The sequence below is a fragment of the Vibrio sp. M60_M70 genome, from assembly GCF_037162085.1.
GTDB classification, from domain to species: domain Bacteria; phylum Pseudomonadota; class Gammaproteobacteria; order Enterobacterales; family Vibrionaceae; genus Vibrio; species Vibrio diabolicus.
This window is the reverse complement of record NZ_JARLUL010000002.1, coordinates 1547476-1573979: the sequence shown is the minus strand read 5'-3', so window position 1 is coordinate 1573979 and position 26504 is coordinate 1547476. Positions and strand designations below refer to the sequence as shown.

Sequence of the window (26504 nt, the reverse complement as noted above, 5' to 3'; positions counted from 1 at the left end):
TACTTAAGGGGAGAAGATGGGGCATCAATATCAAGTGACGCTGTTTCGTGCGGAGCAGCAGCAAAAGCTGCGTAACGTCAGGATTCACTCCCGAGTATTATCCAGATCATTAAAGGGAGTAAGCGTCTGTTTTGGAAAGACGAAGCGTTTGATATTCTTCATCCTAACATCATGCTTTGTGAAGCAAACGCTTCGCTGAATTTTGAAAACCTTCCTCAACAAGGGCGTTTTCTTTCACGAATGTTCAGTTTTCACTGCGTACCTAGCGATGAAATGTTAGAGCTGAGTATGAGTAATGCATTGGGAAATTACGTCCCAGCGGTGGAGACAGACAAAGCACTGCAAGCGACATTAAATGCCTTGTTTTCTTTTGAACGGGAAAGTTTAAGTGAAGCGACGCAACGTTATTGGATGATGGGGTTGTATCAGCAGTTAGCAGAGCGAGGACTATTGCATCGGCTTTTCTCGAGTTCCAATACCTCGTTCAGTCAGAAACTCAGCCGCTATCTGTCACGCTCTCCGGGCGATGACCACCCTTTGGAATTTGTTGCTGAGCGCTTTGCTATGAGCCGAGCAACGTTGATACGCAAACTCAAGCAAGAGGGCACTCAGTATCGCGAAGTGCTGGCAGAAGTGCGCTTAAATCACGCACTCTACCTGATGCAAAATGGTTCATACAACGTTGCGTTACTCGCGCAGTTGTGTGGCTATCAATCGGAAGGCCGTTTTAGCCAACGATTTAAAGGGAAGTTTGGTTTAACGCCCAGTGAGTACATAAAAACTGTCGTCAGTTAGTACTTAATATTGCTGTTTGGCTCGATCTTTATGTTTCCAATTTTAGCTCTGGTATTTGATTTTCATCCTCAGTGCGACGTTAACCAAAGCAATCAGAACAGGAACCTCGATTAGCGGACCAATCACGCCAGCGAATGCTTGATCGGAGTTCAGGCCAAATACAGCAATGGAAACCGCGATCGCCAGCTCGAAGTTGTTGCCCGTCGCCGTAAAAGCGATGGAGGCATTTTTATCGTAGGGGATGCCCATTCTCTTCCCGATAAAGAAGCTGGTAAAAAACATCAATACGAAGTAGATCGCTAGTGGGACTGCCACGCGGAACACATCCATTGGTAGCTGTAAAATCATCTCTCCTTTGAGGCTGAACATAAGCACGATGGTGGCGAGCAAAGCGATCAAAGTAATGGGTGAAATTCGAGGAATAAACACATCGTTGTACCACTTCTCACCCTTTGCAGTGACTAACCATTTACGACTGAGAAAACCAGCGAGGAACGGAATGCCTAAGTAAATCAATACGCTTTCCGCAATGTCTCCCATGGAAATATCAACCACAAAACCTTCATAGCCAAAGAACGGTGGAAGTACGGTGATGAATAGCCAAGCCATAACGCTGTAAGTCAGAATTTGAAATGCGCTATTTAATGCCACCAAGGCCGCGCCATATTCTTTGTTGCCGCCGCCAATATCATTCCACACTAAAACCATAGCGATGCAGCGTGCAAGGCCAATCAAAATAATACCGACCATGTAACCTGGATGATCACCAAGAAAGGTTAAAGCAAGAACGAACATCAGGATTGGGCCGATGATCCAGTTCATAACCAGAGACAGCGTGATGGCTTTTTTATCTCTCGTTACCGTTCCTAATAGACCGTAGTTCACCTTGGCGAGTGGTGGGTACATCATCAAAATCAAACCAATGGCGAGTGGTACGTTCGTACTACCAACGGACATTGCTTCGTTCCATTCTGCTACTTGCGGGTAGGCTGCGCCTATCCCCACGCCGATGGCCATTGCGACAAAGATCCAAACCGTTAAGTAGCGGTCAAGAAAGCTCATTTTTTCGCTGGCACTATTTAAAACTTCAGTCGTCATAGTGGTCTCTATTCGTTTATCGTCGAAAGGCGATATATAAGGTTATAGTTTATCTTTGCGCGCATGGAAAGCGCGCAACGTGTCTTAGCTAAATAAACCGGAAAATTGAGCGTTAAACGCGTTCAGTTTTTCACGTTGAATGCGGTAACAAACCTTTGGCGGGTTAGGTTCTGCACTGATAAACCCTGCCTGTTTTAGAATACGTAAGTGTTCTGATACGGTCGATTGCGCTAAACCTAACTCAGAGACTAAATCGCTATTTAAGCAGCCGCCCATAGTGTCTAAAGTGTGAAGAATATGCAGAATGCGTAAGCGAGCAGGATGAGACAGCGCTTTTGCTTGAGCGGCGAGTGCTTGCTCTTTATCGAGTTGTTTTTGCGTGGCTTCAAAAGCAATTTGGCACGTTTCGCTGCATTTGTTGCTCATGAGCAAACCTTTATAGTTAATCGTCGAATTGCGATTAAGTGTACGTGTGCTTTTTCTAAGGCGCAACTGTTGGCAGTAAAAAAGCAGAACTTAAAGATACGACGAATTGGGGTGTGGTATCAGGAGCTAAGTTCTGCTTGTGGGTTAGGTTATGAGCAATTCTCTATATTTCCTGTTCGCCAAACCAGTATGGTGAAAAAAGGGGAGGCAAAAAGAGAGTAGATTTCTTCGCTTTATTCCTGATAAAACCGAATTGGTGGGGTTTTCCTACAATATAGGTACGAAATGTTAGTAAAAGGGGAACAAAGTGTTTGGAAGTTTTCTTATTTTATTGCCGCCAAGTTCAGTAAAATACGCCTATTGAATGGCCTCCTAGAGTTAAGGTGCGTGCGGTGTCTGATCTCAACTTATTTCGTTATTACCAACGCTTGCTCTCTTTTGGTGTTGGTAATGAAGCAAAAACCACGCTGCAAGAAATCGCCGATTTGTTGTTTACTTCGCCTCGTCATGCGCGCAGTTTGCTGGCGCAGATGCAAGAGATAGCGTGGTTAAGTTGGCGACCAAAACCGGGACGGAACCAACGTTCAACATTGTTGTTAAATGTTGAACTCAGCGCGCTAAAAGAAAGCCTTGCACTAGAGCGGATCAAGCTTGGTAAGTACGAGAAAGCGCTGTCGATTCTGGATGAAGATGAAGCTGCATTTGGGCGACTCCTCAAAACAACGTCGGGCGCATCGGTAAAAGAGGGGCGGCTCAATATTCAGCTGACCTACAAACGCATGTTCGAGCGTGTGGTTCCGCATCAACTGCAGCGAAGTAGTGAACGTTTTTTGCTTCGCCAAATTTATTGTTGTTTGGTTTCGAGCGATTACAACGGGCAGGTGCAGCCAGAGCTGGCTCATCATTGGCGTTATGATGACAGCTTGTACGAATGGACATTTTATCTTCGTCCGGGTCTGACTTTTCATAATGGCAACCCAATCGATGCCGACACGGTGGTGAGTTTGTTCGCCAAATTAAGCTCTTTGGAATACTACGAAAAAGAGCTGGCGCATGTTGCCAACATTACGGCACTTAATCCATTGAAGGTTGTTTTTAAGCTTAACCGACCTGACTTGGGTTTTGCTGGACTTATTTCTGGCGTGAAATATGGCATTCAGCCCGTGAGTCAGGTGAACGTTGCTAACAACAAGTTGGTGGTGGGGAGTGGTCCATTTTCCGTCGTTGAGCACAGTGAAAACCGTTTGAAACTGCAAGCGTTTGATGGCTATTACGCGTGTCGAGTATTAACGGATTTTGTGACGATATGGATCGTCAACGATGAACAGATGGAAAATCCATCGCTTGCCGCAAACACATTGCAACCAGAACCTGATTCTGCTGATGACATGTGCAGCCACTATATGTCGACGCCAAACAGTGAAGTATCACCAGCGAGTAAACGCAGTCGAACGGAAGACGGTTGTTTGTTCGCACTGTTTAACCATCATGCAAAGCACGCTTTGTCTCAGGCCCAGCGCCGATACATCAGTGAATTGATTCAACCTGAACTGCTAGCTGACGTGATGCGTAATGAAAACATTATATTTGGGAGCATACCTGCTTATAACTTATTGCCTAACTGGAAGCCAGTGTTGCGCCCCTTTGGAGATGCGGTCAAGTTGCCAAAGCTGATCACCATCGCAGGGTACAATTACACGGCGCTACGCCGGTGCGCACGAGCGATTTCTTCGCGTTTAGAGCGTGCGGGCAGCCGAGTGGAGATCGTTATGTACTCCTACCGTGAACTGAGCGAGAAAGCCAAAAACGGCACGCTAGATGAGACTCTGGTTGTCACCAATATCAACTTGGACGATAACCGTCATGCGTCTGCGTTTAGCAACTTCTTTAGCAATGCCGTGCTTTACCACACCTTGGGGGTGCAAAATGCGGCGTGGTTGGATGCTCAAATGGAGAATGTCCGTGCATTCTCACCGCTTGAAGATTACCTGAGCGCGTTAGAGCCGATTGCGTCCACTTTGATTAGCGAGTATTGGATTGCACCGATGTTCCACCATACTCAGACGCTACGTTTTCAAGGGGTCTTGGAAGATGTCGCACTCACAAACTGGGGATGGCCAGACATACGATCCGTTTGGTCTGCGGACTGATCAAAACCGCCTGAATGGCGGTTTTTTGTGTCTGCAATTTGGTGAAAGCCAGTGACGTTTTTATTTTTTCTAGCCAACAAGTGTGATGCTTATCTACGTTTGAGCGCGAGTGATCAAGAAACGGTCCGAAATGAACTTTGAAATTAATCACGAATTATATCGAGTCAATAGGTCTAATGTGATCTGATTTAAATAATGTAACTTTAAGAATATTTTCGAGAAGGTGATTGTATTCAAAATTCGTCTATTGACTTGTTGCTCAAATAAAATTTGTAGATTTTTTACGTGTGGGATTTTTGAGCTCTGTCCATTTAAACAAATTGACAGGCTTTAAAGTGTGACTCGAAGCGCAAAAGTAGCTCGGTTGCGCGGTTGGGACTCTGTTATTGATAATTAACCCATCAGATGACGAACTGTTGATAGGGTTAAATATGTTGTACGAGTTAATCGACCACGAACTAGTAGATGTAATTAATGATCGCGCTTACCAATGGCAAGATGCGGTTAAAAAGACCACTCAATACCTAGAAAATAAAGGTTACGTCTCCCAGCATTATGTTGATGCAATCATCCGTTCAACGGAAGAAAACGGTCCTTACTATGTGTTATGCCCTGGATTGGCAATGCCTCATGCCCGACCTGAAACTGGTGTTTTAAAAACAGGCTTAGGCATTCATATTTTCCCATCACCTGTTGATTTTGGATCGGATCTCGGTCCGGCCAATATTCTTATTACCTTAGCTGCGAAAGACTCTGATACCCACATTGAGGTGATTCAAGCGTTGAGCGAGATGTTTGTGGATGAAGAGAACATTGCAAAACTGGCACAAGCTTCTTCCAAAGAACAAGTGCTGGACATAATAAAAGCATACTAAAAGGAACATAACGTGAAAGCAAACATGCGAGCCAATGTGCAAGCCTTCGGAGGTCATTTGACCGCCATGGTGCTGCCAAATATCGGAGCCTTTATCGCTTGGGGCTTTATTACTGCACTCTTTATTCCCACGGGTTGGATGCCAAACGAAGCCTTTGGCGAACTCGTGGGGCCAATGATCACTTACTTGCTGCCACTTTTGATTGGTTACACCGGTGGTCAGATTGTTGGTGAAAAACGCGGCGCGGTAGCGGGGGCTATCGGTACGATGGGCGTGATTGTCGGGGCTGATATACCGATGTTTGTTGGCGCAATGATCATGGGTCCACTGAGCGCTTGGATTGTGGTGCAAGTGGATAAACGTATTCAACACCGCATACCTTCTGGTTTTGAGATGGTCGTGAACAACTTCTCACTAGGTATTGTGGGCATGATTCTGTGTCTGTTCGCCTACGAGATTGTTGGCCCTTCAGTCACCGCAGCAAACTTGTTTGTGAAATCAGGCATCGAAGCGTTGGTTGCGACGGGTTTCCTGCCTCTGTTAGCGATCATTAACGAACCAGCAAAAGTGTTGTTCCTGAACAACGCCATTGACCAAGGTATTTATTACCCACTAGGCCTGCAAGCGGCCGCAGAAACGGGCAAGTCCATCTTCTTTATGGTAGCGTCTAACCCAGGCCCAGGTCTTGGTATGCTGCTGGCTTACGCAAAGTTTGGTCAGGGTTTATCTAAACGCTCTGCGCCAAGTGCCATCATCATTCACTTCTTTGGTGGCATTCATGAGCTGTACTTCCCATATGTACTCATGAAACCAATCATGATTGTGGCAATGATTGCTGGTGCGGCGACAGGCATCGCAACCTTCAACCTATTTGATGCCGGTTTGGTCGCGGGTCCAAGTCCAGGCTCTATCTTCTCTTACCTTGCTCTTACTCCGAAAGGTAGCTTCATTGCGACCATCGCAGGTGTGACAAGTGCAACGATTGTCTCTTTCTTGGTAGCAAGTGCGATTTTGAAAGTGAGCAAATCAGAAGAAAAAGAAAGCGAGTTTGAGAAATCAGTTTCTGACATGAAAGAGATGAAAGCGGAAGGCGCAGTTAAGCCAGTTGCAGCTGCGACGACGCAAGAACCGAGCAAGCCAATTTCATTTGTCGCATTCGCATGTGATGCGGGTATGGGCTCTAGTGCAATGGGCGCATCGACCTTCAAACGCAAGCTGGTACAAGCTGGGATAGATATTGAAGTGAAGAACTTTGCCATCGAGAAAGTCCCGAGTGAAGCCGATATCGTCGTGACACACGAGAGCTTAGAAAGCCGCGCAGTCAACGCGACAGGTTTACCGGTAGTAACGATCAAGAACTTCCTCAACGACCCAGCGCTTGACGAGCTGATGGATAAGATTAAGCAACAAACGGTCGCGACTGAGCAACCAGCCTAACAATGCAGTTTGGGGCGGCAGGTATCGCCCCAATTAGGAGAAAAATCATGGTAAAAACAACGGCAGCGGTTATCTGTGGTGAGAAAAACGTTCAATTAAGAACCTTTGATTTACCAAACATTTCAGCCGATGAACTTCTGGTTAAAAACATTTCAAACAGCATTTGTCTATCCACTTACAAAGCAGCATTGTTAGGTAGCAAACACAAACGCGTTCCTGAAAACATTGACGAAGTGCCAGTGATGACAGGTCATGAATACGCAGGTGTGATTGTTGAAGTCGGTGAGAATCTAAAAGACCGATTCAAAGCTGGCGATTACTTTGTTCTGCAACCTGCCATGGGCTTGCCAACAGGCTACTCGGCGGGCTACAGCTATGAGACATTTGGCGGCAACGCGACGTATTCCATTATTCCTAAAATCGCTATCGACCTAGGCTGCGTGCTGCCTTACCACGGCGATTACTTTGCTGATGCGTCGCTGGCTGAGCCAATGTCTTGCATTATCGGTGCGTACCATGCGAGCTACCACACCACGCAATACGTGTACGAGCACGATATGGGCATCAAAGAGGGCGGAGCATTAGCGCTACTTGCGTGTGCTGGCCCAATGGGGATTGGTGCAATTGACTATGCGATTAACGGCCCTGTAAAGCCAACGCTGGTGGTGGTTACTGACATTGATGCTGCGCGTTTAGACCGAGCTGAAAGCCTCATTCCGGTTGCAAAAGCCAAAGAGCAGGGCGTTGAACTGCACTATGTGAATACCGCTCAAATCGACGATCCGGTCGCGTATCTCAAAGCACTCAACGGTGGCAATGGTTATGACGATGTAATGGTCTACGCGGCTGTTGCTCAAGTGCTAGAACAAGCCGATGAGCTGTTGGGTAACGATGGCTGCCTAAACTTCTTCGCAGGCCCTACCGATAAGAATTTCAAAGTGCCGTTTAACTTCTACAACGTGCATTACGAATCAACGCACATTGTGGGAACGTCCGGTGGTTCAAAGGGTGACATGGTGGAATCTATCGAGCTTTCCTCACAAGGTGAGATCAATCCATCGTTCATGATCACCCATGTTGGTGGCTTACAAGCTGCACCCCATACGATTTTGAATCAGCTGGATATTCCGGGCGGTAAGAAGTTGATTTACCCGCATATTGACCTGCCATTGACCGCGATTGATGACTTTTTATCGCTGGCAGATCAAGACCCGTTCTTTGCGGAACTCGATGCGATTTTGTGCGCGAACAACTATGTGTGGAACGCGCATGCAGAAAAAGCGTTACTTGAGTTTTATGACGTGAGCTTAACGGTTTAGTTGCAACGAATTTGTGTGGTAGCCTTTGCGCTGCCACATAATGGAGAGGTCATAATACGTTGTCACGTGAAGATGAATTACTGGAGAAACTGGACGAGTGCGAAAATGCCACTGCGTTTCTTCAGGTTTCTAACAAAATAATTAACCTCAAGTTAAAAGCATTACTTCCGAGCGTGTTCGTCCAAGACGATCTAGTGAAGGAGTATGCTGTGGATCCTCTATTGAAAGAAGATGGTCCGTTGGTGACGACCGATGTGGTATCGAAGCTGATGTTTGCGATGGGCAAAATCTCTTTGGAAACTTACGCCGATATCGGATTGTACGATCAGGTCTTGGAGTACGCGATTAGCCAACCGGAGAAAGTCGAATTTGCGGATGACGTGATTTACGACTTCATCAAAAACCAAGCGGTACTCTCTTCTCAGCAAGACAGCTTTTATCTTGAGTCGATCAATCAGCTTAAGTTCTCTTCGTTTGAGTCCTTTTCGCAAATGAGATACGAATCTCTCATCAAAACAGTGTTGAAGCTGTCATGTGAAATGTTGATAGAAAGAATCGAAGGGGAGATCAATCAATAAGGGTTCACCATGAAAGTGAATTTAAACGTCAGTGGTTTTGAAACCGAAGCTACCTTTCCTGATGCCGACGTAAAGCGAATCCATCAACCTCTTATCGAAAAGTTTACCCGTCTATATCATGAGAAGCAGGAGCGCATTGTCGTGTTCTTGTGTGCCCCTCCGGGCAGTGGTAAGTCGACCCTTGCTGCGTTCTGGGAACACCTCTCTGAACAAGATGAAAACCAAGAGCCACTTCAGGTTCTGCCTTTTGATGGTTTTCACTACCCGAACGAAATCCTAGACAGCAACTCCATTGAGCGTAATGGTGAAATTGTTCCTCTGCGCAGCATTAAAGGCTCTTACGAGACGTTCAATCTCACCGAGCTTATCGACAAGCTGAAACAGCTTAAAGTGAAAGACAGCAAATGGCCTTACTACGACCGTAATATGCATGATCCGGTTGATGATGCCATTCAGGTTAACCGCAACATTGTCGTCGTCGAGGGCAACTGGTTGTTGCTAGATGAACCGGTATGGAAAGAACTGCATCGCTTGGCTGATTTTACGGTGTTTATTGATACCCAAGCGGAGTTCCTACAAGAGCGTTTGGTCAATCGTAAGATCCGTGGTGGCACAGACCCAGAAGCCGCCTTGGAGTTCTATTTACGCTCCGATGCGATCAACGTTGATAAAGTGTTGAATCACTCAATTCCTGCTGACTTATCGTTGTTCCTCAATCAAAACGGTTCGTTCGAAATTCGATAGTTCGTCCACAATTTCAGGAGGTCACCATGGATATCGTGATTGATAGCCACACCCATACTATTGCCAGTGGACACGCTTACAGCACCATTTTAGAGAACGCATTGTCTGCTAAGAATAAGGGGCTAAAACTTCTTTGTACCACCGATCATGCTCCCGAGATGCCAGGAGCCCCTCACTACTGGTATTTCAATAATCAAAGAATTTTGCCCCGCTTTTTACACGATGTAGGTATTCTCCGTGGCGTAGAAGCCAACACGCTGAATGTGAAAGGGGAGATAGACTTACCACCGTCCTCTGACCAACATCTTGACTGGGTGATTGCTAGTTTTCATGAGCCCGTATTCAAACCCGCGACTGAAGCTGAACATACCGCAGCCCTGATCAATGCGATTAAAAGCGGTAGAGTGGATGTTCTTGGTCACTTAGGTAACCCAAATTACCCATTCGATATGGAGCAAGTGTTGCGATGTGCCAAAGAGCACAATGTTGCAATTGAAGTTAACAATACATCTTTGACAGGCAAAAGCCGCAAGGGCAGTGATTCCCGTTGTGATCGTATTGTGGAACTGGGTAAAGAGATTGGCGTTTACTTCAGTACCGGATCTGATGCGCACTTCTGTGAAGAGATCTCTAAGTTAGATTTGGCGATTGCTTTGCTGGAAAAACACGGTGTGGAAGAAGAGAAGATACTCACTACGTCGACGAGCCGATTCTTGAACTTCTTATTGCTGAGAGGTAAGGCGAGGATTTCAGAGTTTAAGGATTTTTACTAAGTAAAATCCCAAACACATTAAATGAAGTATTTTCTTATACAGCCCTAAAACCCGCCAAGCTGCGGGTTTTATTCGTTTTGGGGAGGCGTAGAACAAACAACGCGACTGTCATATAAAGCGTGAAAAGAGGAATCAATGAAAAAGGGAACGAAGGCCATAATTCGAGAATATTATAGGCCGAGCGGGAATTTTATTGCTCTTAATCAGTCATAAGGTTATGAGCCGCTTTTTGTGTTCTGCTGTTCAATAACGAGCGATAACAGGCGAACAAGTAGGGACTGAGCTTCAGGAGACAGCAAGCGTGCAACGGCCATTAGATCATCCGCTGTTACATGTTGAACGTCTCTTATATCCAATGCGATGTCGAGATCGGTCAAATGCAGAGAGCGCAGTATGGAGCGGTATTGGGAAAGTTTCAGGTCGGATTCTCCACGCTCTATCCGTTGATACGTTTTCACGCTCATCCCTGCGATGTTTGCCATTTGTTCACGGGAGAGGCCACTCGCTTTTCTTCTCGCAATCAGTGCTTCAATAATAGGGTCGACCTGCATGTGCTCTCCTGAAAGGACAGTTTTGACCTAAATAAAGCAAGAAGTGGACCAGTTTAACCATCTCATATTTACCTGTTTTGCAATCAGTATAAGAATAGCTATCTAATAAAAATGTACATATTTTAGTCAGTTATAAACTCAATGGAAAAGTATCAATCATACAAATCAATCGAGACAAAATCTTCAATTCGCAAAATGCAACGCATTTTAGATCAATTATTTAGCGAGCTTAATGAGCAGTATCGTGTCACTAAAGAAAATGTTGTCGCTCTGACTCGACAGTCTCAACAGAGGTTGATGAACTACAAAGAGCTTTATCTTCATAAAGAATCGATAGGTGAGGTAGAGTTGCAGATTGCGTATGAAAATATGAGTGTGACTGAGAAGCAGGTCGCGGATATGGGCGTTTCAGCATTAACTTATATCATCGGAGCGTTAGATAAAGCGTATTAATAGAATGGGCAAGCTAGCTTAGATTTAGACAGTTTGGATAACACCAAAAAGAAAGGATGCAAATGCTGGGAACCACACCCAGCATTCGGACACTCATTTACCTATAGTTTCGAACCGTAAATCAGTGTTTAGAGGTATGTGAACCGAACAGTGTCGGTACGCAGCGAATAATAGCGATATTGTCCGATCTCAGGCTACGCCCCTGGAATCTAACACCTTTACTTGAACTGTAAATTAATTTGTACACCCATCCAAAATTGAGCGGTTGAGCACGTTCTTACTCTCATTAGGCGATAAAAGACTGATTAGTGATGAAAATAACAACACATCTTAGGTGAATGAGGAGAGTTGTTAAAATATATCGCTATAAGATTGACCTTTTGCTTTTCAATCGTCCTGCTTATGCCTTACAATCTTTTCGAACCAAATCCATTCACAACGAATGGGGTTGATGAATTAAGATGAACAATTTTGCTTCGAACCCAAAGTTGTGCGCATTTCATCAACGATGACATCGCCCAAAACGACTCTCAAGTGTTCATGTGCAATTGAATTAACCACCTTTTGCTGCATGTTTTCTTAGCCATATAGGGTTCTTGTAACCAAATTTTGGTTGAGTAGAGCGTTTTGTTGGGTGTGCTTTGGATGTAGCACAACTGGCGAGAAATAAACGGATTGAATTTAGAGGTATTAACCGTGAACCTAAAACTTGTCGGCAGCTCCCTGATCGTTGCAGGTACTGCTCTTGGCGCTGGTATGCTTGCTATACCAATGGTGCTTGCTCAATTTGGCCTCCTCTGGGGCACTCTTCTTATGTTATTTATCTGGGCTGGGACGACTTACGCTGCGCTGCTCCTTCTTGAGGCCAGTTGCAAAGTAGGCGGCGGCGTGAGCATGAATGCAATTGCTCGCGAAACGCTAGGTAAAGGTGGCCAGTTGGTAACCAACAGCTTGCTTTACGCCCTGTTAGTTTGTCTATTGATGGCTTATATCATTGGTGCGGGTGATCTCGTACAAAAAGTAACAGCCTCAATTGGGCTGCCAACATCTACGATCGCAAGCCAAGTCGGTTTTACTCTTTTAGTCGGTATCATTGTTTCGGCAGGCACAGGGGTTGTAGATAAGCTTAATCGCGGTTTGTTCCTAGGCATGATCGTGGCGCTGATTCTGACACTTTTTGCGCTTGCACCAAGCGTCTCGTTTGAGGGACTTGATGAAGTCGTGAGTGACGATAAGATGGCGCTAATTAAGACAAGCTCGGTGCTTTTCACCAGTTTCGGTTTTATGGTCGTGATCCCATCGCTTGTAACTTACAACAAAGAAGCGAGCAAAACTCAACTGCGTAATATGATTATCGTGGGTTCAACTATTCCGCTTGTTTGTTACTTATTATGGTTGTTAGCAGTTGTCGGTAACCTACCACCTCATGAGCTTGTTCAATACTCCAACGTAACGGAGTTGATCTCGGTATTAGGTCAGCAATACGAGGGTTTGGAGTTTATCCTATCCATGTTCACTGGGTTAGCACTGTTAACATCGTTCTTAGGTGTGGCAATGGCGCTATACGATCAAAATGCAGACCTACTGAAAGCAAGCAAGCCGGTGATTTTTGTTACCACGTTTGTGCTACCACTACTAGGTGCTGTATTTGCGCCAGAACACTTCTTGGCTATTCTTAGCTACGCGGGGATTATTCTTGTGTTTCTCGCGGTCTTTGTCCCATTATCAATGACAATGAAAGTGCGTCGAGTGCCAGTAGAAGATGACAATATTTATGAAGCTGGTGGTGGCGTAATGGGAATGAGCATGATCTTCCTGTTCGGCTGTTTCTTGCTGTTTGCCCAAGCAGTATAAAATCACGCTAGCTGATTTAAAAACTGAGCCGCTCGTTGTATAACGGGCGGCTTTTTTGTATTCATAGCCGAATCCAGGCCACTCAAAGTCATCAGCATTTGTGATGTTTGACGTTTCTCTGATAATCACGATAAGCTTTGACCTTGTAGTAAAACTCCTTAGCGAAAGGCTGACATGTACAGTGATTCACCCTTCTATTATATCGATGTTGATATGAATAAGAGGCTCTGTTGTGTCAAAGCAATTATCTTTTGCCATGGTTGGCGTTATATTGTCTTTAGGTGTGTTCAGTACAGAAGTGATGGCTGACCCGAAACATAGGCATGGTCATCGATATGATCACCATCATGAGCATCACCATCATCATAAACGCAAGCACAAGCACAAGCATAAACATAAACATAAGTATAAACATCGTGACGTTATTTATGTGGAGTCTCGACGACCAAGACGCAGTTACTACTACCACGACCGAATTCCTCGTAATAGTACCTACATAAAGATTGGAGATTTCACCTATTTAAAAGTGGATGATCGTTTCTATCGTCGCTCCAATGACCGCTATATCCATGTTGAATTCAACTAGAGTGGGAAAGGCAGCATAGCAAGCGTGATAACAGTTTTGAGCCGAGTGGCAACAACACTAAAAACTAGGCGTTCTAAGTCTAGATACCACTGCGATAGAGGTCTAAAAACAAAAACAGCGAGCATTGGCTCGCTGTTTTTGTTTAGGTGAAGACTAGACTGTAAATCGGTTTAATATTTGATCTTGTTTATGTACATCTTCTTGCTGTGCCTGCATAGCATCGTTAGTTCGATTTGCAGATTCGGCGACTTGAGTCGATAGGTCTTTAATATTCACCGTATTGTTGTTGATCTCTTCCGCAACTAAGCTTTGTTCTTCCGCCGCTGAGGCGATTTGTAAGTTCATATCAGAAATACGCTTAATCGCATCACGAATACGTTGTAGCGCGTTGTTTGCCAAGTCTGCTTTTTCTACGGCTTCTACAGCGCTACCCTTGCTTTGATGCATAGCATTTGCCACAGATGATGCGCCAGATTGCAGCTGCTCAATCATAGTACGAATTTCTGTTGTTGATTCTTGAGTTCGTTGCGCCAGTGTACGAACTTCATCAGCAACGACGGCGAAGCCTCGGCCAGATTCTCCCGCACGTGCAGCCTCAATTGCGGCATTCAACGCGAGTAAGTTCGTTTGGTCCGCAATATCGTTGATGACTTTTAGAATCGTTTCGATGTTGGCGGTTGCAGATTCAAGCACTTGCACTTCTTCGACTGCAAGGTCAATGCTATCGGAAAGCATATTGATCGTTTGTGTCGATTCACCGACCACAGAAGAGCCCTCAACCGTTGCTTGATCAGCTTCTTTGGCTGCACTCGCTGCGCCTTGCGCATTATTGGCAACTTCAGTCGCGGTAACAGACATTTCGTGCATCGCGGTGGCTAATTGTTCTAGCTCTTGTAGCTGAGTTTGAATAGCACCAGCCGAATCTTTTGCACCCTCAGCGGTGATTTGAGTGCCATTCAAAATTTGATCAGAAATACTCTTCGACTCAATAATTTGCTGTTGCAAGTTTTCCATGAACGTATTGAAGTTTGTAGCAAGCTCTGAGAATTCTTGGTCAGTATCAGTTTCAAGGCGCTGTGTAAGATCGCCTTTCCCTGACGCAACATCTTTAATCGCGTTGTTTAATGTGTCTAGCGGACGCATGAGTGTGCGAATGAGCAGAGTCAGTGCAATAACAGAAGCAATCACGGCAATGATTGAATAAATAATAGCGCTGTTGCGAAGCTCTCCTACGGCAGAGTAGGCGATAGCTTCATCAATAACTGAACCCACGTACCAGTTCTCGCCCGGGATGTGAGTCAAGTTAACCATATAACGATCGCCATCGATCTCAATGTGTTGCGTTGATTGTGTAAGATCGACCTGTGGTAGGTAGCTACCAACTTTTTCACCGTTGTACTTACTTTGAGGGTGGGCAATGGTAGTTCCATCAGCGGTGACCAAAAATAAGTAACCAGCGTCAAACAGATTCACTTGGTTGACGAGGTCAGAAAGGGTAGTGAGCTCAAGGTCATAAAACATACCAGCTAAGAACTGGCCGTTTTCTTTTACTGGTGTACCAACAGAGATGATGACGTTTTTTGAAGACGCATCGACGTATGGGTCTGTTACGACCAAATCGCCTTTGTTTTTAGCTGCGATGAACCAAGGACGTTGACGCGGATCGTAGTCTGGTCCTGCTTCCCAGCCGTCGTCATTTTCAATCACGAAGCCATTGCTTTCATAACCAAAGCCAATCGCAAGAAAGCTGGCTTTTGGTGTTGGTCGCTCAAGAATGTTCTGAACGTAGTTGTGTGAACTTGGATTAAGTTCGATAACTTCAGTAATAGAACGAGCGAGATCCTTTTTAGCATTCATTTCTGATTGCACAGTATTGCCAACACTGGTCAATATCTCGTTCACACTCGAGTCAATGTGCTCCTGCGTTTGGGAGCGAATCGTCATAACTTGTTGCGTCGACAGTAGTGACACGGTAATTAGCAGCAAAAATGACGAGGCTATGACAACCTTATGTCTAAATTTCATGAGCTTTCCTCTGATTCTCCCGGTTGGCTTCACTATGCTTTCACCTCTTTTTGAACGGGCGAATTCGGCATCAAGAGAAACCTATTGTGTTTGGTTATCTTTTTTATCGACATCTTTGTCAAAAACATGAGTCTATTTGTTGTCTTTTTTAACCAAATTTAAACAAAACGGTAAGTTACGACAAAAACCGTGAGTTTGATCAGATTTGTGCGCTCTGTTAATGAAAGCGTAATAATGAAAAGAATTGCGTAAAGCATAGTGTTTCAGGTTGGCGTTATTGGTGAGATGAGAGCGACTTAACTGTCGTAAAAGGGGGCGTGATTGGAGCTGTTCGTTGTAAGTTATGAGCGTTTGCTAATTAAGTGATCTGAATAGAGCTGTAGATAGAGTTTTAGACATAAAAAAGGCCCCGACAATGCGGAGCCTTTGTTGATTGATGCTTTGATTTTAGAAAATCAGATGAGCAACACCAGCAATCACAGGTAATGTGATTAGCGTACGCAGAATGAAAATAACGAACAGTTCTACAATGTTTACTGGAATTTTGCTGCCTAGTAGTAGGGCGCCAACTTCTGACATGTAGATAAGCTGAGTTACTGACATTGCTGCAATAACAAAACGTGTCATTTCATTATCAATTGATGCCGCTAAAATTGCCGGGATAAACATATCCGCAAAGCCAACAACAATAGTCTGTGATGCGGCGACAGCTTCTGGAATTTGCAGTAGCTCTAGGTATGGAATGAATGGCTGACCTAGAATTTCAAATACAGGAGTGTACTCTGCAATCACTAATGCCACGGTACCCAGACCCATAACCACAGGCAGTACACCAAACACCATGTCGATTGCGTTATGTACGCCTTCTTTAAATACCGACTGAACAGATGTTACCTGACCCGCGCGCTTAAGTGCTAGATCCATACCCCATGAGAATGTGGTGTGGCCTTCTGGTACGGCGTCAGCATCTTTATCTGGGTTGCTGCCATCAATGTAGCGATCTTTCTTCAGGCTTAGCGGCGGTAAGCGAGGAATGATAACCGCAGCGACAATACCTGCTAAACAGATTGCGCCGTAGAAAGGTAGGAACAGATGCTCTAACTGTACCTGAGCGATAACCACTAAGCTAAACGTGATCGATACTGCTGAGAACGTTGTCCCGACAACAGCGGCTTCACGCTGAGTATAGAACTTATTTTCGTACTGTTTGCTGGTTAGCAAGATACCAACACTGCCGTCGCCTAACCAAGACGCCATACAGTCAATTGCGCTACGTCCAGGCAGGTTGAATACCGGGCGCATTATTTTACTCAGTAATGCGCCAAACAGCTCAAGAAGACCAAAGTTCAGAAGAAGCGGAAGGAGTAGGCCCGCAAAAATGAACACCGCAAACAAAGTTGGTAGAAGACCGGTAAGAACAAGGCCACCTGTGTTTTCTTCCCAAATCGCTTTTGGACCCACTTGGAAGAATGTCATTAATACGGCTGCACCGCCGATTAAGCGAACAACAAGCCAAAGTGGCGATGGATTGAAAAGACCGTTTAAAAATCCATTACGTAAAATCGCTGCAGGCTTGAAAATTTTGCAAAGAACAGAAGCGACTGCCATGAAAGCGATGATACTGGTGACGATAGCGATCAAGGTATCGCCTAATACTGCCGGGATGACTTTTGCCATAACCGCAACAGGGATAGTTAGGCCGCCATCGTATGAGATCGGAGCCATAAAGAGTAGAAGACCGATAAGGGAAGGGATGAAAAACATCCAAAAGTTGCCCTTAGGAGCTTCAGTAGCATTAGTGGTGTTATGCATAGTTGTCTCGTGTTACTACTAGTCAATACTTGCCATTTCCATGACATAAATATTCACTAAACATCCGTATTTAATCACAGTTTTGCGGAGGGTACCCGCAAACTGCATCCATTGCAATACTATTCATTAAATACATCTAGTTATTCAGCCGATTTGTCGGGTAATTGGTCAAATAACGTATAAGTGTATACGAATATGTTGCTTGTGTTAGAAAATTGTAGCACGGAGCGCGGGCAGCGCAGAGAATTATGGGGCGCATTGTGACTGGAATAATAAAACGGTAAACAAATGTGACTTTGATCTAACTAACTTTTTGCCGGAAGCCCTGTTAGCCCTAGCTGTTATAAGGTTTTTTAGCTGCGTTACAACACGATAAAACGTTTATTATGAAGTGCAGCGGTGAGAGAGTTGAGCTACAACCGATTGAAGCATTCGGCCTCAATCGGTTCGAAATTTTATGCTTTTTGTTGGCGACTAAGCACGTAAAGGTAACTCCAGTAGATCAGAGCCGTAGCGAAAGCCAATATTGCAGGGAAAACGAGCGTATATAATCCGTACACCACGAATAGTGCGGCTCCTGCGACACCGCCAAGCAAGAATCCGAAGAAAATGAATAGGAATAGCTTTGCTTTACGTCGATCAAATTGACGACCTCTTAAGCTTTCTCCAATCATAATCCCCAGATCGGTGATGATCCCAGTCATATGTGTGGTTCTGACTACTGCGCCGCTGAATGTAGTGATCATTGCGTTTTGTAATCCACATGCTGCTGACGCTAGATATTGGCCGTACAAATCCCCTTGCACCAAAAAGCCCAAACTGAGTAGGAGCAAGCTCCCTTCTATGCACAGTGCAACACCATATCTTCGCCCTAGTTTTAACGCACTGCTCTCAATAAAAAAACCGCTAAAGGCAGCACCGATCAAAAAGCTAAATACGATGAAGAGCAGGTGAATGGAGCTATCCACACCTGTTAGCAAGCTGTTCCCTAGCTGAGTTACGGTTCCCGAAAGATGTGTTATCGCTTGATGTTGAAAGCCGAGAAGACCAACGGCATTGACGCAGCCCGCGAGAAGGGCAAGTAGAAACGCGCCATATTCCACCCAACGAGGAAGTCTGGAAATCACAATAAAACCCCACCAAATGTTAGGAGCCGATTATAACGCTCACACCGCGTTACGAAACCCCTTACAGTAAAACTCGGTTGATCATTCTCAAAAAAATCTCACTTATCGAGCTTTTGCTTTGACCATGATAACGACATAGAGGGGGATTTCCCCTACCTGATGTGTTCCATTGTACATTCGAAACTCACCCATCCATGTTTCCTCTGTTCATAGATTGAAACCGTTGGTTGGTGGAACTCTTTATCAGTAAAAAGACCGACGGGAATGATCATGATTTCAGGAAATGTAGAGACCAATAAGCGCATTGTCGTGCCGCAAGAAGGGCAAAACTCATACTGAACCTCGCTGCCATCATCCCCCATTCGGGTATAGCAGGTGACTTCACCGTTTAAGGTTACGTGCTCTTTATCAAAGCGAGCCTGTACCCCAAACACACTGCCTGTCCGCTTTTGGCATTCAAAACAATGGCAGACAGATGTACGGATGGGTTCTCCCTTACAACGGATCTCAACTAAACCGCAGGCGCATTCGCATGTATGAATGGTTGTTGTCATCGTGATTACCTATTCTTCCCAATACACCAATGAATTTGGAACACTGAGAGCAGTGTCAGTGGCCAGTTATGAACTCTGGGCTTGAAAATCATTTGGATACAGTCAGTTTAGTTTAATTTTGAAACACTTGAAGGGATGAAATCATTTGGGTATACAATGCTATACTCGCTTTTCATTTATACCTTTAAACAAGGAAGTCTTCATGGCTCACAAAAGAATCCTGCCGATACCACTTATTCTTCTTATTCCGATCGTATTATTGGTCGTGGTTTTGATCGCGGGTGTTTATCGCTTTAGTTTGTCTGATGAAGAGATCATGGCTAAGTTCCCTCAAACGGAAGCAGAAACCAATGTTATTGTGCAAGAGACGCTGGGAATTACTTCACGCAACCCATGGACGATTCAAGTACCAGAGCAGGGAGCGGTCACTTTTCTTGATGAGTGGGATAAAGAAAACGGCTATTTGATAGGCGATTATGATGCAGGTGCGACAAAAGGTCAGGTACTTGTTCCAACTGCGTTTATTAGTCAGCGTGAGATTGAGAGTGTTTCATGGATTGCTGCACCGATGATTGTAACGACACAAGGTAGCGGTTCGTTTAACTATGTTGGCTTGTTTAAGTTTGACCCCGTGCCGAGCCGAGTTGTCCTTTTAGACAGTATTTTTGTCGGTGACCGCGTTAAATTTACCCAAATTACATGGGAAAGTGATGCCATTATCGCGCTTTCATATTTAGCGCATGGTGACGATCAAGCAATGGCAGATACGCCAAATCAATTAAATTCATCCACATTAAAGCGTGTAGGGAATAACTTACATATGCAACAGTGATGAATTTTTTTGAGTTCTGTAAAAATTCAGTGTTTTCTGCGCTAGATCTCGAAATTTCATAGTGATTTCTTATACGGGAATGCATAAGCTATGAGCCTTGTTTGAAAGGAGATAGTAATTCCCGTGTCTACAAATGAAATTACAAGACGGTTGCCGAATCTGACAAGTCGTAGAGCGCTGCTGTTATACTCCTTGCCAGTTTTAGTTGCGATTGGTGTTTCTCACTCTCTCAAAGAGTCATCTTTAACCAAAACCATCGCATTGAACCTGCCTGAATCTCAGGTCGTTGAAAAAATTCTTGATGCGACAACTGCCGAAGTTGTCACTCCCCCGAACTTCGAATATCAAATCCAAGCAGGTGACAACCTAAGCACTATTTTTAGCCAGCTCGGTTTCGGTTACAGCTCGTTAATGAAAGTAATGGAAACGGATTTGAACTACCTTGCACTTGATACACTAAAGCCGGGCAACACGCTCCGCTTTTGGCGTGATGATGCGACAGGCGAGTTAGAGAAAATGGAACTGCAATTTTCTATTGCAGATAAAGTGGTCTACCAACTAAATAGTGATGGTAGCTATGACTTTACCGATATCTCGATTCCTGGCGTGTGGCGCCAAGAACCATTGGTTGGTGTTATTCAAGGCAGTTTCTCTTCTTCTGCAAGTCGATTAGGTCTAACGTCGGCAGAAGTGAGTCAAGTTGTGAGCTTACTCAAAGAGCAGCTCAACTTTGGGCGTGATCTTCGTGCAGGTGATCGATTTGAAGTCGTTCGTCGTTCGCAAAGCATCAATGGTATACCAACGGGCAAGAACGAAATTGAGGCGATTAAGATTTACAATCGCGGACGTGAAATCACAGCTTACCTTCATACCGATGGTCAATTCTACAATGCCAAAGGCGAGAGCTTGCAGCGCGCATTCCAGCGTTATCCTGTAAGTAGCCGTTGGCGTATCAGTTCTGGCTTCAATCCTAATCGCTTACATCCAGTAACGGGGCGTGTCGCGCCACACAACGGTACTGACTTTGCCGTACCAACCGGTACTCCAGTCGTTTCTACTGGTGACGGTACAGTGATCATGACTCGTAAACACCCTTATGCGGGTAACTACGTGGTTGTTGAGCATGGCAGCAAATACAAAACCCGTTACTTACACCTAAGTAAGATTCTGGTGAAGAAAGGGCAAAAGGTTTCTCGAGGCCAGCGTATCGGTCTTTCAGGTAAAACAGGTCGAGTGACAGGGCCACACCTTCACTATGAATTGATTGAATACGGCCGTCCAGTTAACGCCATGCGAGCAAACATCCCAATGGCGAGCTCTGTTCCTAAGAAAGAGATGGCAACCTTTGTCGCGAACAGAGATGAAATGGATAAGCTATTACGCGATAAAGAGAAAGCAGTGCTGTAACAAAGTACTTTGCTCAAAAAATAAAAAGAGACTAAGCTTAGCTTGGTCTCTTTTACTTTGTGCATTAACTAGATTTACATTCCATGACCGTCGCTTGTTTAGAGCTCTTAGGCGCTCCGCACTTCACGTTCATTTATCAGGTGTACGATTTCATCAACACTGTGTGGGCGAGAGTAGAAATAGCCTTGAATGTAGTGGCAGCCCATTTCAATTAACTTTTGTAGTGCTCTATCGTCTTCTACGCCTTCGGCAATCAAATCCACATCAAGCAGTTCTGCCAGTTGCGCTATCAAAAACACCACTTGTTCAGAGGTTGTATTTGAGAGCATGTTTTGAACGAAGGTTGCATCGATTTTAATGCTATCAATCGGATAATTGTGTATATAGTTCAAGCTTGAGTATCCCGTACCAAAATCATCCAACGCGACTTTAAAACCTAAGTACCGCAATGAGTTAAGTACCATCTGTTCACGACCACTTTGCGAGAGTAAAACGGTCTCGGTGAGCTCTATAACAAAGTCTTTTGCTTCATGCTGATACTTTTCAACCATGTTAGTTAGGTGGTTAATATAGCGGTTAGAGTCGACCAGCTCATACGCAGAGCAATTGATAGAGAGTTTGACTTTGTATCCTAAGTTAGCTTCTAGCTCTTGTTTTGCGATACATGCGAGTTCAATAATACGTTCACCCAACTCGATAATCAGGCCTGATTGTTCGGCAGCTTCAATGAATTCCGCAGGGGAGATGTTTCCGTAAACATTGCTGTTCCAGCGGGCTAGGATTTCAAAGTAATTCCAGCGATCGCTTGTGATATCTACGATTGGCTGAACAACGACATACAACTCTTCGCTATCATGTATGTCAGCGCTTAGTTGAATGCGCATAGCTTCAATAAGCTGAGTTCTACGGTGATAAAGGGCACTAAGATGTGTGTCGTAATGCTGAATTCGTGTATCGCGATGTTTTTTACAGTCTTTGAGAGCGAGGCTAGCATTCAAAATTAGCTCATCACTGTTCAACATATGTACTGGTGCGCGCGCGATACCAATACTAACAGTGAAAGAAATTCGGTTAGATTTGTCGCTGTAGCCGCTTTCAATTTTGTCGAGAACTTCCTGACACACGGCGACAGGATCTTCGTCGTAAGTAATGAAGGCGAATTCATCTCCTGCGACACGAAAAGCGTTGTTTGGCGATGACAAGCTTTGTTGAATGGCGTTCGCCGTAAACTTAATGATTTGGTCGCCGATGTAGTTTCCGTTGATATCATTGATCGATTTAAAGTTATCGATGTCTAGGTAAGCCAAACTGAATGGACGAGTGGCCTGTTGCGTCAATGTCTCCAAGGTATCAGCTAAACAGCTACGGTTGAGCAGTCCAGTTAGATTATCATGCGATACTTCATAGCTAAGCTGATTAAGAAGCTTATCTGAACGTTCACTGACCCACTTTTCACGTAAGCTGTGAATAATGACATTGGCATAAAAGCGGTGGAAGTCGAGGATATCTTGCGCTTCCTTAGCGTGGATGCTTCGGGTAAAGGTGGACAATAAAATTCCCAGAACCTCGCCATTTTGTGTCTTTAATGGCAGACCAATGTAAGCTTGAATACCATCCTCTTGAAACATCTGATCTTCAGGAAAGCGTTTGTAAACTTGGTCCTGATAGAAAATATGTTCGCCAATGTCTTTTGCCACTTTTTCACAGGGGGTGCCTGAAAGATGGTAGCTTAGATTGTCTGTAATTTTTCCATTGCTAGCGAAGGAGATGGTATGAGCCGAATGCTGAAGATGCGCAACTTCTACAACGCAAGTGCAATGGCTCTGCAATTGTTGATGAATATCTAACGTGACTCGGTTTAGCTGAGCCGTGCCGTTTAGCTTCAATATTTCATCAATTTTGTGGAAACTGACTTGTACCTGACCCATTGAGCATTTCACCTAGCGTTGTGATTACCATATCGTGTGAGACACGAAGAATTATTATTTGATATGCATCAAATAAACTATCGGTTACTAAGGCGAATTTTTCAAATTTTGTGAACGAACAAATCATTATTTTCATGTTTTTATACTTGAACCTTTAAAAGGTTCAAGTATAAAAACGCTAAGCTAGGCGCGCTTCTCCTCTTCTAATCGCGATTTGAGATAATCGAGGAACAGCTTAGTTCGGGTATGCTGATAATCCAGCTTTGGATAGTAGGCATATACAGTGGCTTTATCCGCTGTGATATCGGGCAGGATAGGGACTAACGCGCCGGATTTGAGATCATCTTTGATCATGACGTTATTCGTCATCAGAATACCCATGCCTCTTTTGGCACCATGAAACAGCGCTTCTGGGTTAGTCGTGGCAAAGTTACCGGACAAGCTGATACGTTTACCTCGATTGGTTTTGATTTCTCGTGAGGGCTTTTCACCCCAAATCAGGACATTATGCTCTGTCAGATCCTCAACGCATTGTGGGGTGCCGTATTTTTTTAGGTAACTAGGCGCAGCGTAAAACTGGGCTTTATGTTCGAAAAGCGCAGTGGCTTTGAAACTCAGAGAGTTCAGTTGCTCTAATTCCCGGCTAATAAACAGGTCTAAGCTTAGCTCTGGCAATTGGCCTGGTAGCGTTGTCGTTAATTGAAGCGTGATGTCTGGATATTTCTCAAGAAAATCATCTAGGTAATGCACCAAAAACTTAGAACCAACCGCCAGTGTCGCGCCAATTTTCAATAACCCCGCTGGTGATTGATTGACTGAGCGAGTTTCATCTAATACCGATTGCCATGAATCCAACTGATTTTTTGCTCGTTGATAAAACAGCGCACCAGCTTCAGTTTGGCTAATAGAGCGGGTCGTGCGTTTAAGTAGTTGAACGCCAATTTTATCTTCTAGCCATTGAACTCGTTTACTGATAGCTGAGCTGGTGGTATTGAGTTTCCGCGCTGCGGCATTAAAGCTACCTTCTTCGACCACACGAATATAACTCTTCACGCTTTGAATCCAGTCCATTGTGTCTCCTTGGGAATTAATTCCTTTCCAACTTAGCTGATTATCATCTTTGAGTATCAAATATACACTGTTTGCCATCAATCTGTCACAAAGTAGGAGGAACGTTTGCGTAAAACACCATTGTTATTAGCGATGATGATCATTGCCACAGGCCAAGTTGGCGTTAGTATTTATCTTCCTTCTTTGCCATTGATTGGTCATGACTTGAATTTGCCGCAACATTCGATTCAGAATCTCGTCACACTATTTCTCGTTGGCTTCGGTATCTCTCAGCTTTTTTATGGCCCATTGTCTGATGCGATTGGTCGTCGACCAGTATTTATTCTGGGCCAAAGTGTGTACCTAGTTGGTACGGTTATTTGTATCGCGTTTTCGGACAACATTATTGCTCTTGAAGCGGGGCGGTTACTTCAAGGTTTGGGAGCGGGCAGTGCCTCGGTGCTTGGTCGCTCCGTATTGCGTGACAGTTATGACGGTATGCAATTAACCAAAGCGCTATCTTATATTTCAGTAACTGCTTCTGTGATGCCAATTATTGCTCCGCTGTTTGGTGGTTGGATTGCTTTTCACCTGAGCTGGCATGCTGTCTTTGTGTTTGTGCTGATTTACTTAATGGCAATTTTTACACTTGGTTTATTGGTGTTGCCAGAAACGCTGCCTTACCCGAAGCGAAAATTTAAAGTAGGCCAAGTAAGCGCGAACTATTTGCGTCTGTTAACGAATACACAAGTGATTGGTAGTGCGAGCTACAACTGGCTTAGTTATTTATCGGCTCTGGTTACGCTCTCCTTGTATCCATTTTTAATGCAACAAGAGTTAGGATTAACGGCGGCGGATTACGGTTCTTTGATGATCATACCGTCAGTTGGTTTGCTGACGGGTAGCTTGGTGATTAATTTGATCAACGCTCGTTACAAAGCTCAGCAAATCTTGCTGATGAGTTTCGCGATTGTTGCTATTGCTGGCTTCATGTTGTTGGTTACACCCTTCAGTGTATTTTCATTACTAGTGGCATTTACGTGTTTAAGTTTTGCCCAAGGCATGTCGTTTCCGGTATCAATTAGTTTGTTGCTGTCGCCACATAAGCAACAGGCTGGAGCGGTTTCTGCGCTATCTGGATCAATTCAAATGTGTTTAGCCGGGTTGTTTGGCGGATACTTGGTAGATTCTTGGGTCACGAATCAAAACCAGCTTGGGGTGTTTTATTTGTTTATTGCGTTACTTTCTTGCTGTGTGCTTGCATTGAGTCAATTTCGTAAAGTACCCAAAGGGACGATTCAAGCAGAAACTTCCACCTGAATATACTTGCAACGAAAGAGGCAGCTTTCTAAAATGCGCTGCTAAATTAAGTCAGGATCATTGTGTATATTGAATGACTCAGTTTGAGAGGAAGAGGGCAATACCTGATGCTCCTCTCAAGCTTGGGGATACATTTCTGCCCAAATGACTATCCGATCTCTAATCGTTAGGTGAAAGAATGCAACAAAACGAATTTGAAACACTGGTAAAAGAAATTACTCAGCAAGAAAGCATGCCAAAGGCACTCGAAGTCTTGAAGGCGTGTGAGGAAGAAGAAGTTGCACAAGCGGCACAATCCCTAACGGGTCAGTTTGGTCTTGCAGAAGTTGATGGCGAGAAACGTATTTACCATATTACCACTCAAGAAGACGAGTCCGGAGAAGAGCAAGAATACGTCGAGCACGTCATGAATGAAGGCGATCACTTGATCAAATTTGCTGCGTGGTTCTTTGAAACATTCTTTGAAATCAAACAAAAAGATACGTACGTCGCAGCGGGTAAAACATACCAGCAACCTAAGCGATAGGCGCCCGTTTCGAAAAAGTAATCAGAACCAACCTGAAAGTTAATTACAAAATAAATGTGACATTAGTCTTGTTTTTATCTAATTGTGGTGTAAAATTACAACATATTTAAGTCAATACATTCAGGAGAAGGTCATGGGTAACGAACTTGGTGGTGCTTATATTGGCCAGATGATTGCAAAAGACGCGATGCACAAAGCGCTTTACGGTAAAGCGAAGAAGAAAAAAGCTTCTGTTTTTGCTCGTGTTATGAAAAAACTGGCGAAATAATTTAAAAAGCCCTGAT

General features: G+C 44.4%; 24 protein-coding genes and 1 pseudogene. 16 read left to right on the top strand and 9 right to left on the bottom strand.

Features of this window, described 5'->3' with window-relative positions; translation table 11 throughout:
* The first annotated feature begins 16 nt into the window (after positions 1 to 16).
* Positions 17 to 795, top strand: a pseudogene (locus P4S59_RS22695) (helix-turn-helix transcriptional regulator).
* Positions 796 to 837: 42 nt separating this feature from the next.
* Here P4S59_RS22695 and arsB read toward each other — a convergent pair.
* Positions 838 to 1893 carry an ACR3 family arsenite efflux transporter gene (gene arsB / locus P4S59_RS22690; RefSeq protein ID WP_337169105.1) on the bottom strand — a complete coding sequence of 352 codons (1056 nt, stop codon included), beginning with the start codon at positions 1891 to 1893 and terminating at the stop codon, positions 838 to 840.
* Between the two features lie 84 nt (positions 1894 to 1977).
* Positions 1978 to 2319 carry an ArsR/SmtB family transcription factor gene (locus P4S59_RS22685; RefSeq protein ID WP_006742094.1) on the bottom strand — a complete coding sequence of 114 codons (342 nt, stop codon included), beginning with the start codon at positions 2317 to 2319 and terminating at the stop codon, positions 1978 to 1980.
* 392 nt (positions 2320 to 2711) lie between these two features.
* Here P4S59_RS22685 and P4S59_RS22680 point away from each other — a divergent pair, with 392 nt between their 5' ends.
* The 7 genes from P4S59_RS22680 (at position 2712) to P4S59_RS22650 (ending at position 10195) form a co-directional block, all read left to right on the top strand.
* Positions 2712 to 4469: an SgrR family transcriptional regulator gene (locus tag P4S59_RS22680; protein ID WP_048625275.1), complete on the top strand. Its 1758-nt coding sequence runs from the start codon at positions 2712 to 2714 to the stop codon at positions 4467 to 4469.
* Positions 4470 to 4900: 431 nt separating this feature from the next.
* Positions 4901 to 5344, top strand: coding sequence for a PTS sugar transporter subunit IIA (locus P4S59_RS22675; protein ID WP_337169104.1), 444 nt, complete (start codon positions 4901 to 4903; stop codon positions 5342 to 5344).
* Positions 5345 to 5356: 12 nt separating this feature from the next.
* Entirely contained in the window at positions 5357 to 6781 is a 1425-nt protein-coding gene (locus P4S59_RS22670; protein ID WP_337169103.1) for a PTS mannitol transporter subunit IICB, read from the top strand.
* Between the two features lie 47 nt (positions 6782 to 6828).
* Complete coding sequence (locus P4S59_RS22665) at positions 6829 to 8100, top strand: zinc-binding dehydrogenase (RefSeq protein ID WP_337169102.1); 1272 nt, start codon at positions 6829 to 6831, stop codon at positions 8098 to 8100.
* 59 nt (positions 8101 to 8159) lie between these two features.
* The gene (locus P4S59_RS22660; RefSeq protein ID WP_048625273.1) at positions 8160 to 8678 is read left to right on the top strand and encodes an MltR family transcriptional regulator; all 519 of its coding nucleotides are present in this window, start codon (positions 8160 to 8162) and stop codon (positions 8676 to 8678) included.
* A 9-nt stretch (positions 8679 to 8687) separates the two neighbouring features.
* Positions 8688 to 9422: a nucleoside/nucleotide kinase family protein gene (locus P4S59_RS22655; protein ID WP_337169101.1), complete on the top strand. Its 735-nt coding sequence runs from the start codon at positions 8688 to 8690 to the stop codon at positions 9420 to 9422.
* A gap of 26 nt (positions 9423 to 9448) precedes the next feature.
* Positions 9449 to 10195: a phosphatase gene (locus tag P4S59_RS22650; protein WP_337169100.1), complete on the top strand. Its 747-nt coding sequence runs from the start codon at positions 9449 to 9451 to the stop codon at positions 10193 to 10195.
* Positions 10196 to 10410: 215 nt separating this feature from the next.
* On the opposite strand, the gene P4S59_RS22645 is transcribed toward P4S59_RS22650, so the two are convergent.
* Positions 10411 to 10746: a helix-turn-helix domain-containing protein gene (locus tag P4S59_RS22645; protein WP_337169099.1), complete on the bottom strand. Its 336-nt coding sequence runs from the start codon at positions 10744 to 10746 to the stop codon at positions 10411 to 10413.
* A 141-nt stretch (positions 10747 to 10887) separates the two neighbouring features.
* Here P4S59_RS22645 and P4S59_RS22640 point away from each other — a divergent pair, with 141 nt between their 5' ends.
* The 3 genes from P4S59_RS22640 (at position 10888) to P4S59_RS22630 (ending at position 13639) form a co-directional block, all read left to right on the top strand.
* Positions 10888 to 11199: a hypothetical protein gene (locus P4S59_RS22640; protein WP_337169098.1), complete on the top strand. Its 312-nt coding sequence runs from the start codon at positions 10888 to 10890 to the stop codon at positions 11197 to 11199.
* A gap of 696 nt (positions 11200 to 11895) precedes the next feature.
* Positions 11896 to 13053 carry an amino acid permease gene (locus tag P4S59_RS22635; RefSeq protein WP_005391218.1) on the top strand — a complete coding sequence of 386 codons (1158 nt, stop codon included), beginning with the start codon at positions 11896 to 11898 and terminating at the stop codon, positions 13051 to 13053.
* A gap of 232 nt (positions 13054 to 13285) precedes the next feature.
* Entirely contained in the window at positions 13286 to 13639 is a 354-nt protein-coding gene (locus tag P4S59_RS22630) for a hypothetical protein (RefSeq protein ID WP_301575760.1), read from the top strand.
* 153 nt (positions 13640 to 13792) lie between these two features.
* Here P4S59_RS22630 and P4S59_RS22625 read toward each other — a convergent pair whose 3' ends face one another.
* From P4S59_RS22625 to P4S59_RS22610, 4 genes are all read right to left on the bottom strand, one after another.
* Complete coding sequence (locus P4S59_RS22625) at positions 13793 to 15664, bottom strand: methyl-accepting chemotaxis protein (protein WP_337169097.1); 1872 nt, start codon at positions 15662 to 15664, stop codon at positions 13793 to 13795.
* Between the two features lie 447 nt (positions 15665 to 16111).
* Positions 16112 to 17476, bottom strand: a complete 1365-nt coding sequence (locus P4S59_RS22620) for a YjiH family protein (RefSeq protein ID WP_041853121.1) — start codon at positions 17474 to 17476, stop codon at positions 16112 to 16114.
* A 455-nt stretch (positions 17477 to 17931) separates the two neighbouring features.
* Positions 17932 to 18603: a YoaK family protein gene (locus P4S59_RS22615; RefSeq protein ID WP_005391213.1), complete on the bottom strand. Its 672-nt coding sequence runs from the start codon at positions 18601 to 18603 to the stop codon at positions 17932 to 17934.
* 152 nt (positions 18604 to 18755) lie between these two features.
* Positions 18756 to 19157, bottom strand: coding sequence for a GFA family protein (locus tag P4S59_RS22610; RefSeq protein WP_080955925.1), 402 nt, complete (start codon positions 19155 to 19157; stop codon positions 18756 to 18758).
* 202 nt (positions 19158 to 19359) lie between these two features.
* Here P4S59_RS22610 and P4S59_RS22605 point away from each other — a divergent pair, with 202 nt between their 5' ends.
* A complete protein-coding gene (locus P4S59_RS22605) occupies positions 19360 to 19989 on the top strand; it encodes a hypothetical protein (protein ID WP_258622958.1) in 630 nt (209 codons plus the stop codon).
* Positions 19990 to 20112: 123 nt separating this feature from the next.
* Positions 20113 to 21396 (top strand): peptidoglycan DD-metalloendopeptidase family protein, encoded by a 1284-nt coding sequence (locus P4S59_RS22600; RefSeq protein ID WP_145472100.1) that lies wholly within the window; start codon positions 20113 to 20115, stop codon positions 21394 to 21396.
* Positions 21397 to 21503: 107 nt separating this feature from the next.
* On the opposite strand, the gene P4S59_RS22595 is transcribed toward P4S59_RS22600, so the two are convergent.
* Together P4S59_RS22595 and P4S59_RS22590 are read right to left on the bottom strand one after the other, a co-directional pair.
* Positions 21504 to 23324 carry a putative bifunctional diguanylate cyclase/phosphodiesterase gene (locus tag P4S59_RS22595; protein ID WP_253644325.1) on the bottom strand — a complete coding sequence of 607 codons (1821 nt, stop codon included), beginning with the start codon at positions 23322 to 23324 and terminating at the stop codon, positions 21504 to 21506.
* Between the two features lie 183 nt (positions 23325 to 23507).
* The gene (locus tag P4S59_RS22590) at positions 23508 to 24395 is read right to left on the bottom strand and encodes a LysR family transcriptional regulator (RefSeq protein WP_005391202.1); all 888 of its coding nucleotides are present in this window, start codon (positions 24393 to 24395) and stop codon (positions 23508 to 23510) included.
* A gap of 105 nt (positions 24396 to 24500) precedes the next feature.
* Between P4S59_RS22590 and P4S59_RS22585 the strand changes: the two genes are divergently transcribed.
* From P4S59_RS22585 to P4S59_RS22575, 3 genes are all read left to right on the top strand, one after another.
* Positions 24501 to 25694, top strand: coding sequence for a multidrug effflux MFS transporter (locus P4S59_RS22585; RefSeq protein WP_337169096.1), 1194 nt, complete (start codon positions 24501 to 24503; stop codon positions 25692 to 25694).
* 178 nt (positions 25695 to 25872) lie between these two features.
* A complete protein-coding gene (locus tag P4S59_RS22580; RefSeq protein ID WP_005391198.1) occupies positions 25873 to 26220 on the top strand; it encodes a hypothetical protein in 348 nt (115 codons plus the stop codon).
* A 133-nt stretch (positions 26221 to 26353) separates the two neighbouring features.
* Complete coding sequence (locus P4S59_RS22575; RefSeq protein ID WP_005391196.1) at positions 26354 to 26488, top strand: hypothetical protein; 135 nt, start codon at positions 26354 to 26356, stop codon at positions 26486 to 26488.
* Positions 26489 to 26504 lie beyond the last annotated feature (16 nt).

Bases quoted from the DNA above. Each gene is read 5' to 3' on its own strand.
- arsB (WP_337169105.1), bottom strand. From the start codon at position 1,893: ATGACGACTGAAGTTTTAAATAGTGCCAGCGAAAAAATGAGCTTTCTT.
- P4S59_RS22685 (WP_006742094.1), bottom strand. From the start codon at position 2,319: ATGAGCAACAAATGCAGCGAAACGTGCCAAATTGCTTTTGAAGCCACG.
- P4S59_RS22675 (WP_337169104.1), top strand. From the start codon at position 4,901: ATGTTGTACGAGTTAATCGACCACGAACTAGTAGATGTAATTAATGAT.
- P4S59_RS22665 (WP_337169102.1), top strand. From the start codon at position 6,829: ATGGTAAAAACAACGGCAGCGGTTATCTGTGGTGAGAAAAACGTTCAA.
- P4S59_RS22655 (WP_337169101.1), top strand. From the start codon at position 8,688: ATGAAAGTGAATTTAAACGTCAGTGGTTTTGAAACCGAAGCTACCTTT.
- P4S59_RS22650 (WP_337169100.1), top strand. From the start codon at position 9,449: ATGGATATCGTGATTGATAGCCACACCCATACTATTGCCAGTGGACAC.
- P4S59_RS22645 (WP_337169099.1), bottom strand. From the start codon at position 10,746: ATGCAGGTCGACCCTATTATTGAAGCACTGATTGCGAGAAGAAAAGCG.
- P4S59_RS22640 (WP_337169098.1), top strand. From the start codon at position 10,888: ATGGAAAAGTATCAATCATACAAATCAATCGAGACAAAATCTTCAATT.
- P4S59_RS22625 (WP_337169097.1), bottom strand. From the start codon at position 15,664: ATGAAATTTAGACATAAGGTTGTCATAGCCTCGTCATTTTTGCTGCTA.
- P4S59_RS22620 (WP_041853121.1), bottom strand. From the start codon at position 17,476: ATGCATAACACCACTAATGCTACTGAAGCTCCTAAGGGCAACTTTTGG.
- P4S59_RS22610 (WP_080955925.1), bottom strand. From the start codon at position 19,157: ATGACAACAACCATTCATACATGCGAATGCGCCTGCGGTTTAGTTGAG.
- P4S59_RS22605 (WP_258622958.1), top strand. From the start codon at position 19,360: ATGGCTCACAAAAGAATCCTGCCGATACCACTTATTCTTCTTATTCCG.
- P4S59_RS22595 (WP_253644325.1), bottom strand. From the start codon at position 23,324: ATGGGTCAGGTACAAGTCAGTTTCCACAAAATTGATGAAATATTGAAG.
- P4S59_RS22590 (WP_005391202.1), bottom strand. From the start codon at position 24,395: ATGGACTGGATTCAAAGCGTGAAGAGTTATATTCGTGTGGTCGAAGAA.
- P4S59_RS22580 (WP_005391198.1), top strand. From the start codon at position 25,873: ATGCAACAAAACGAATTTGAAACACTGGTAAAAGAAATTACTCAGCAA.
- P4S59_RS22575 (WP_005391196.1), top strand. From the start codon at position 26,354: ATGGGTAACGAACTTGGTGGTGCTTATATTGGCCAGATGATTGCAAAA.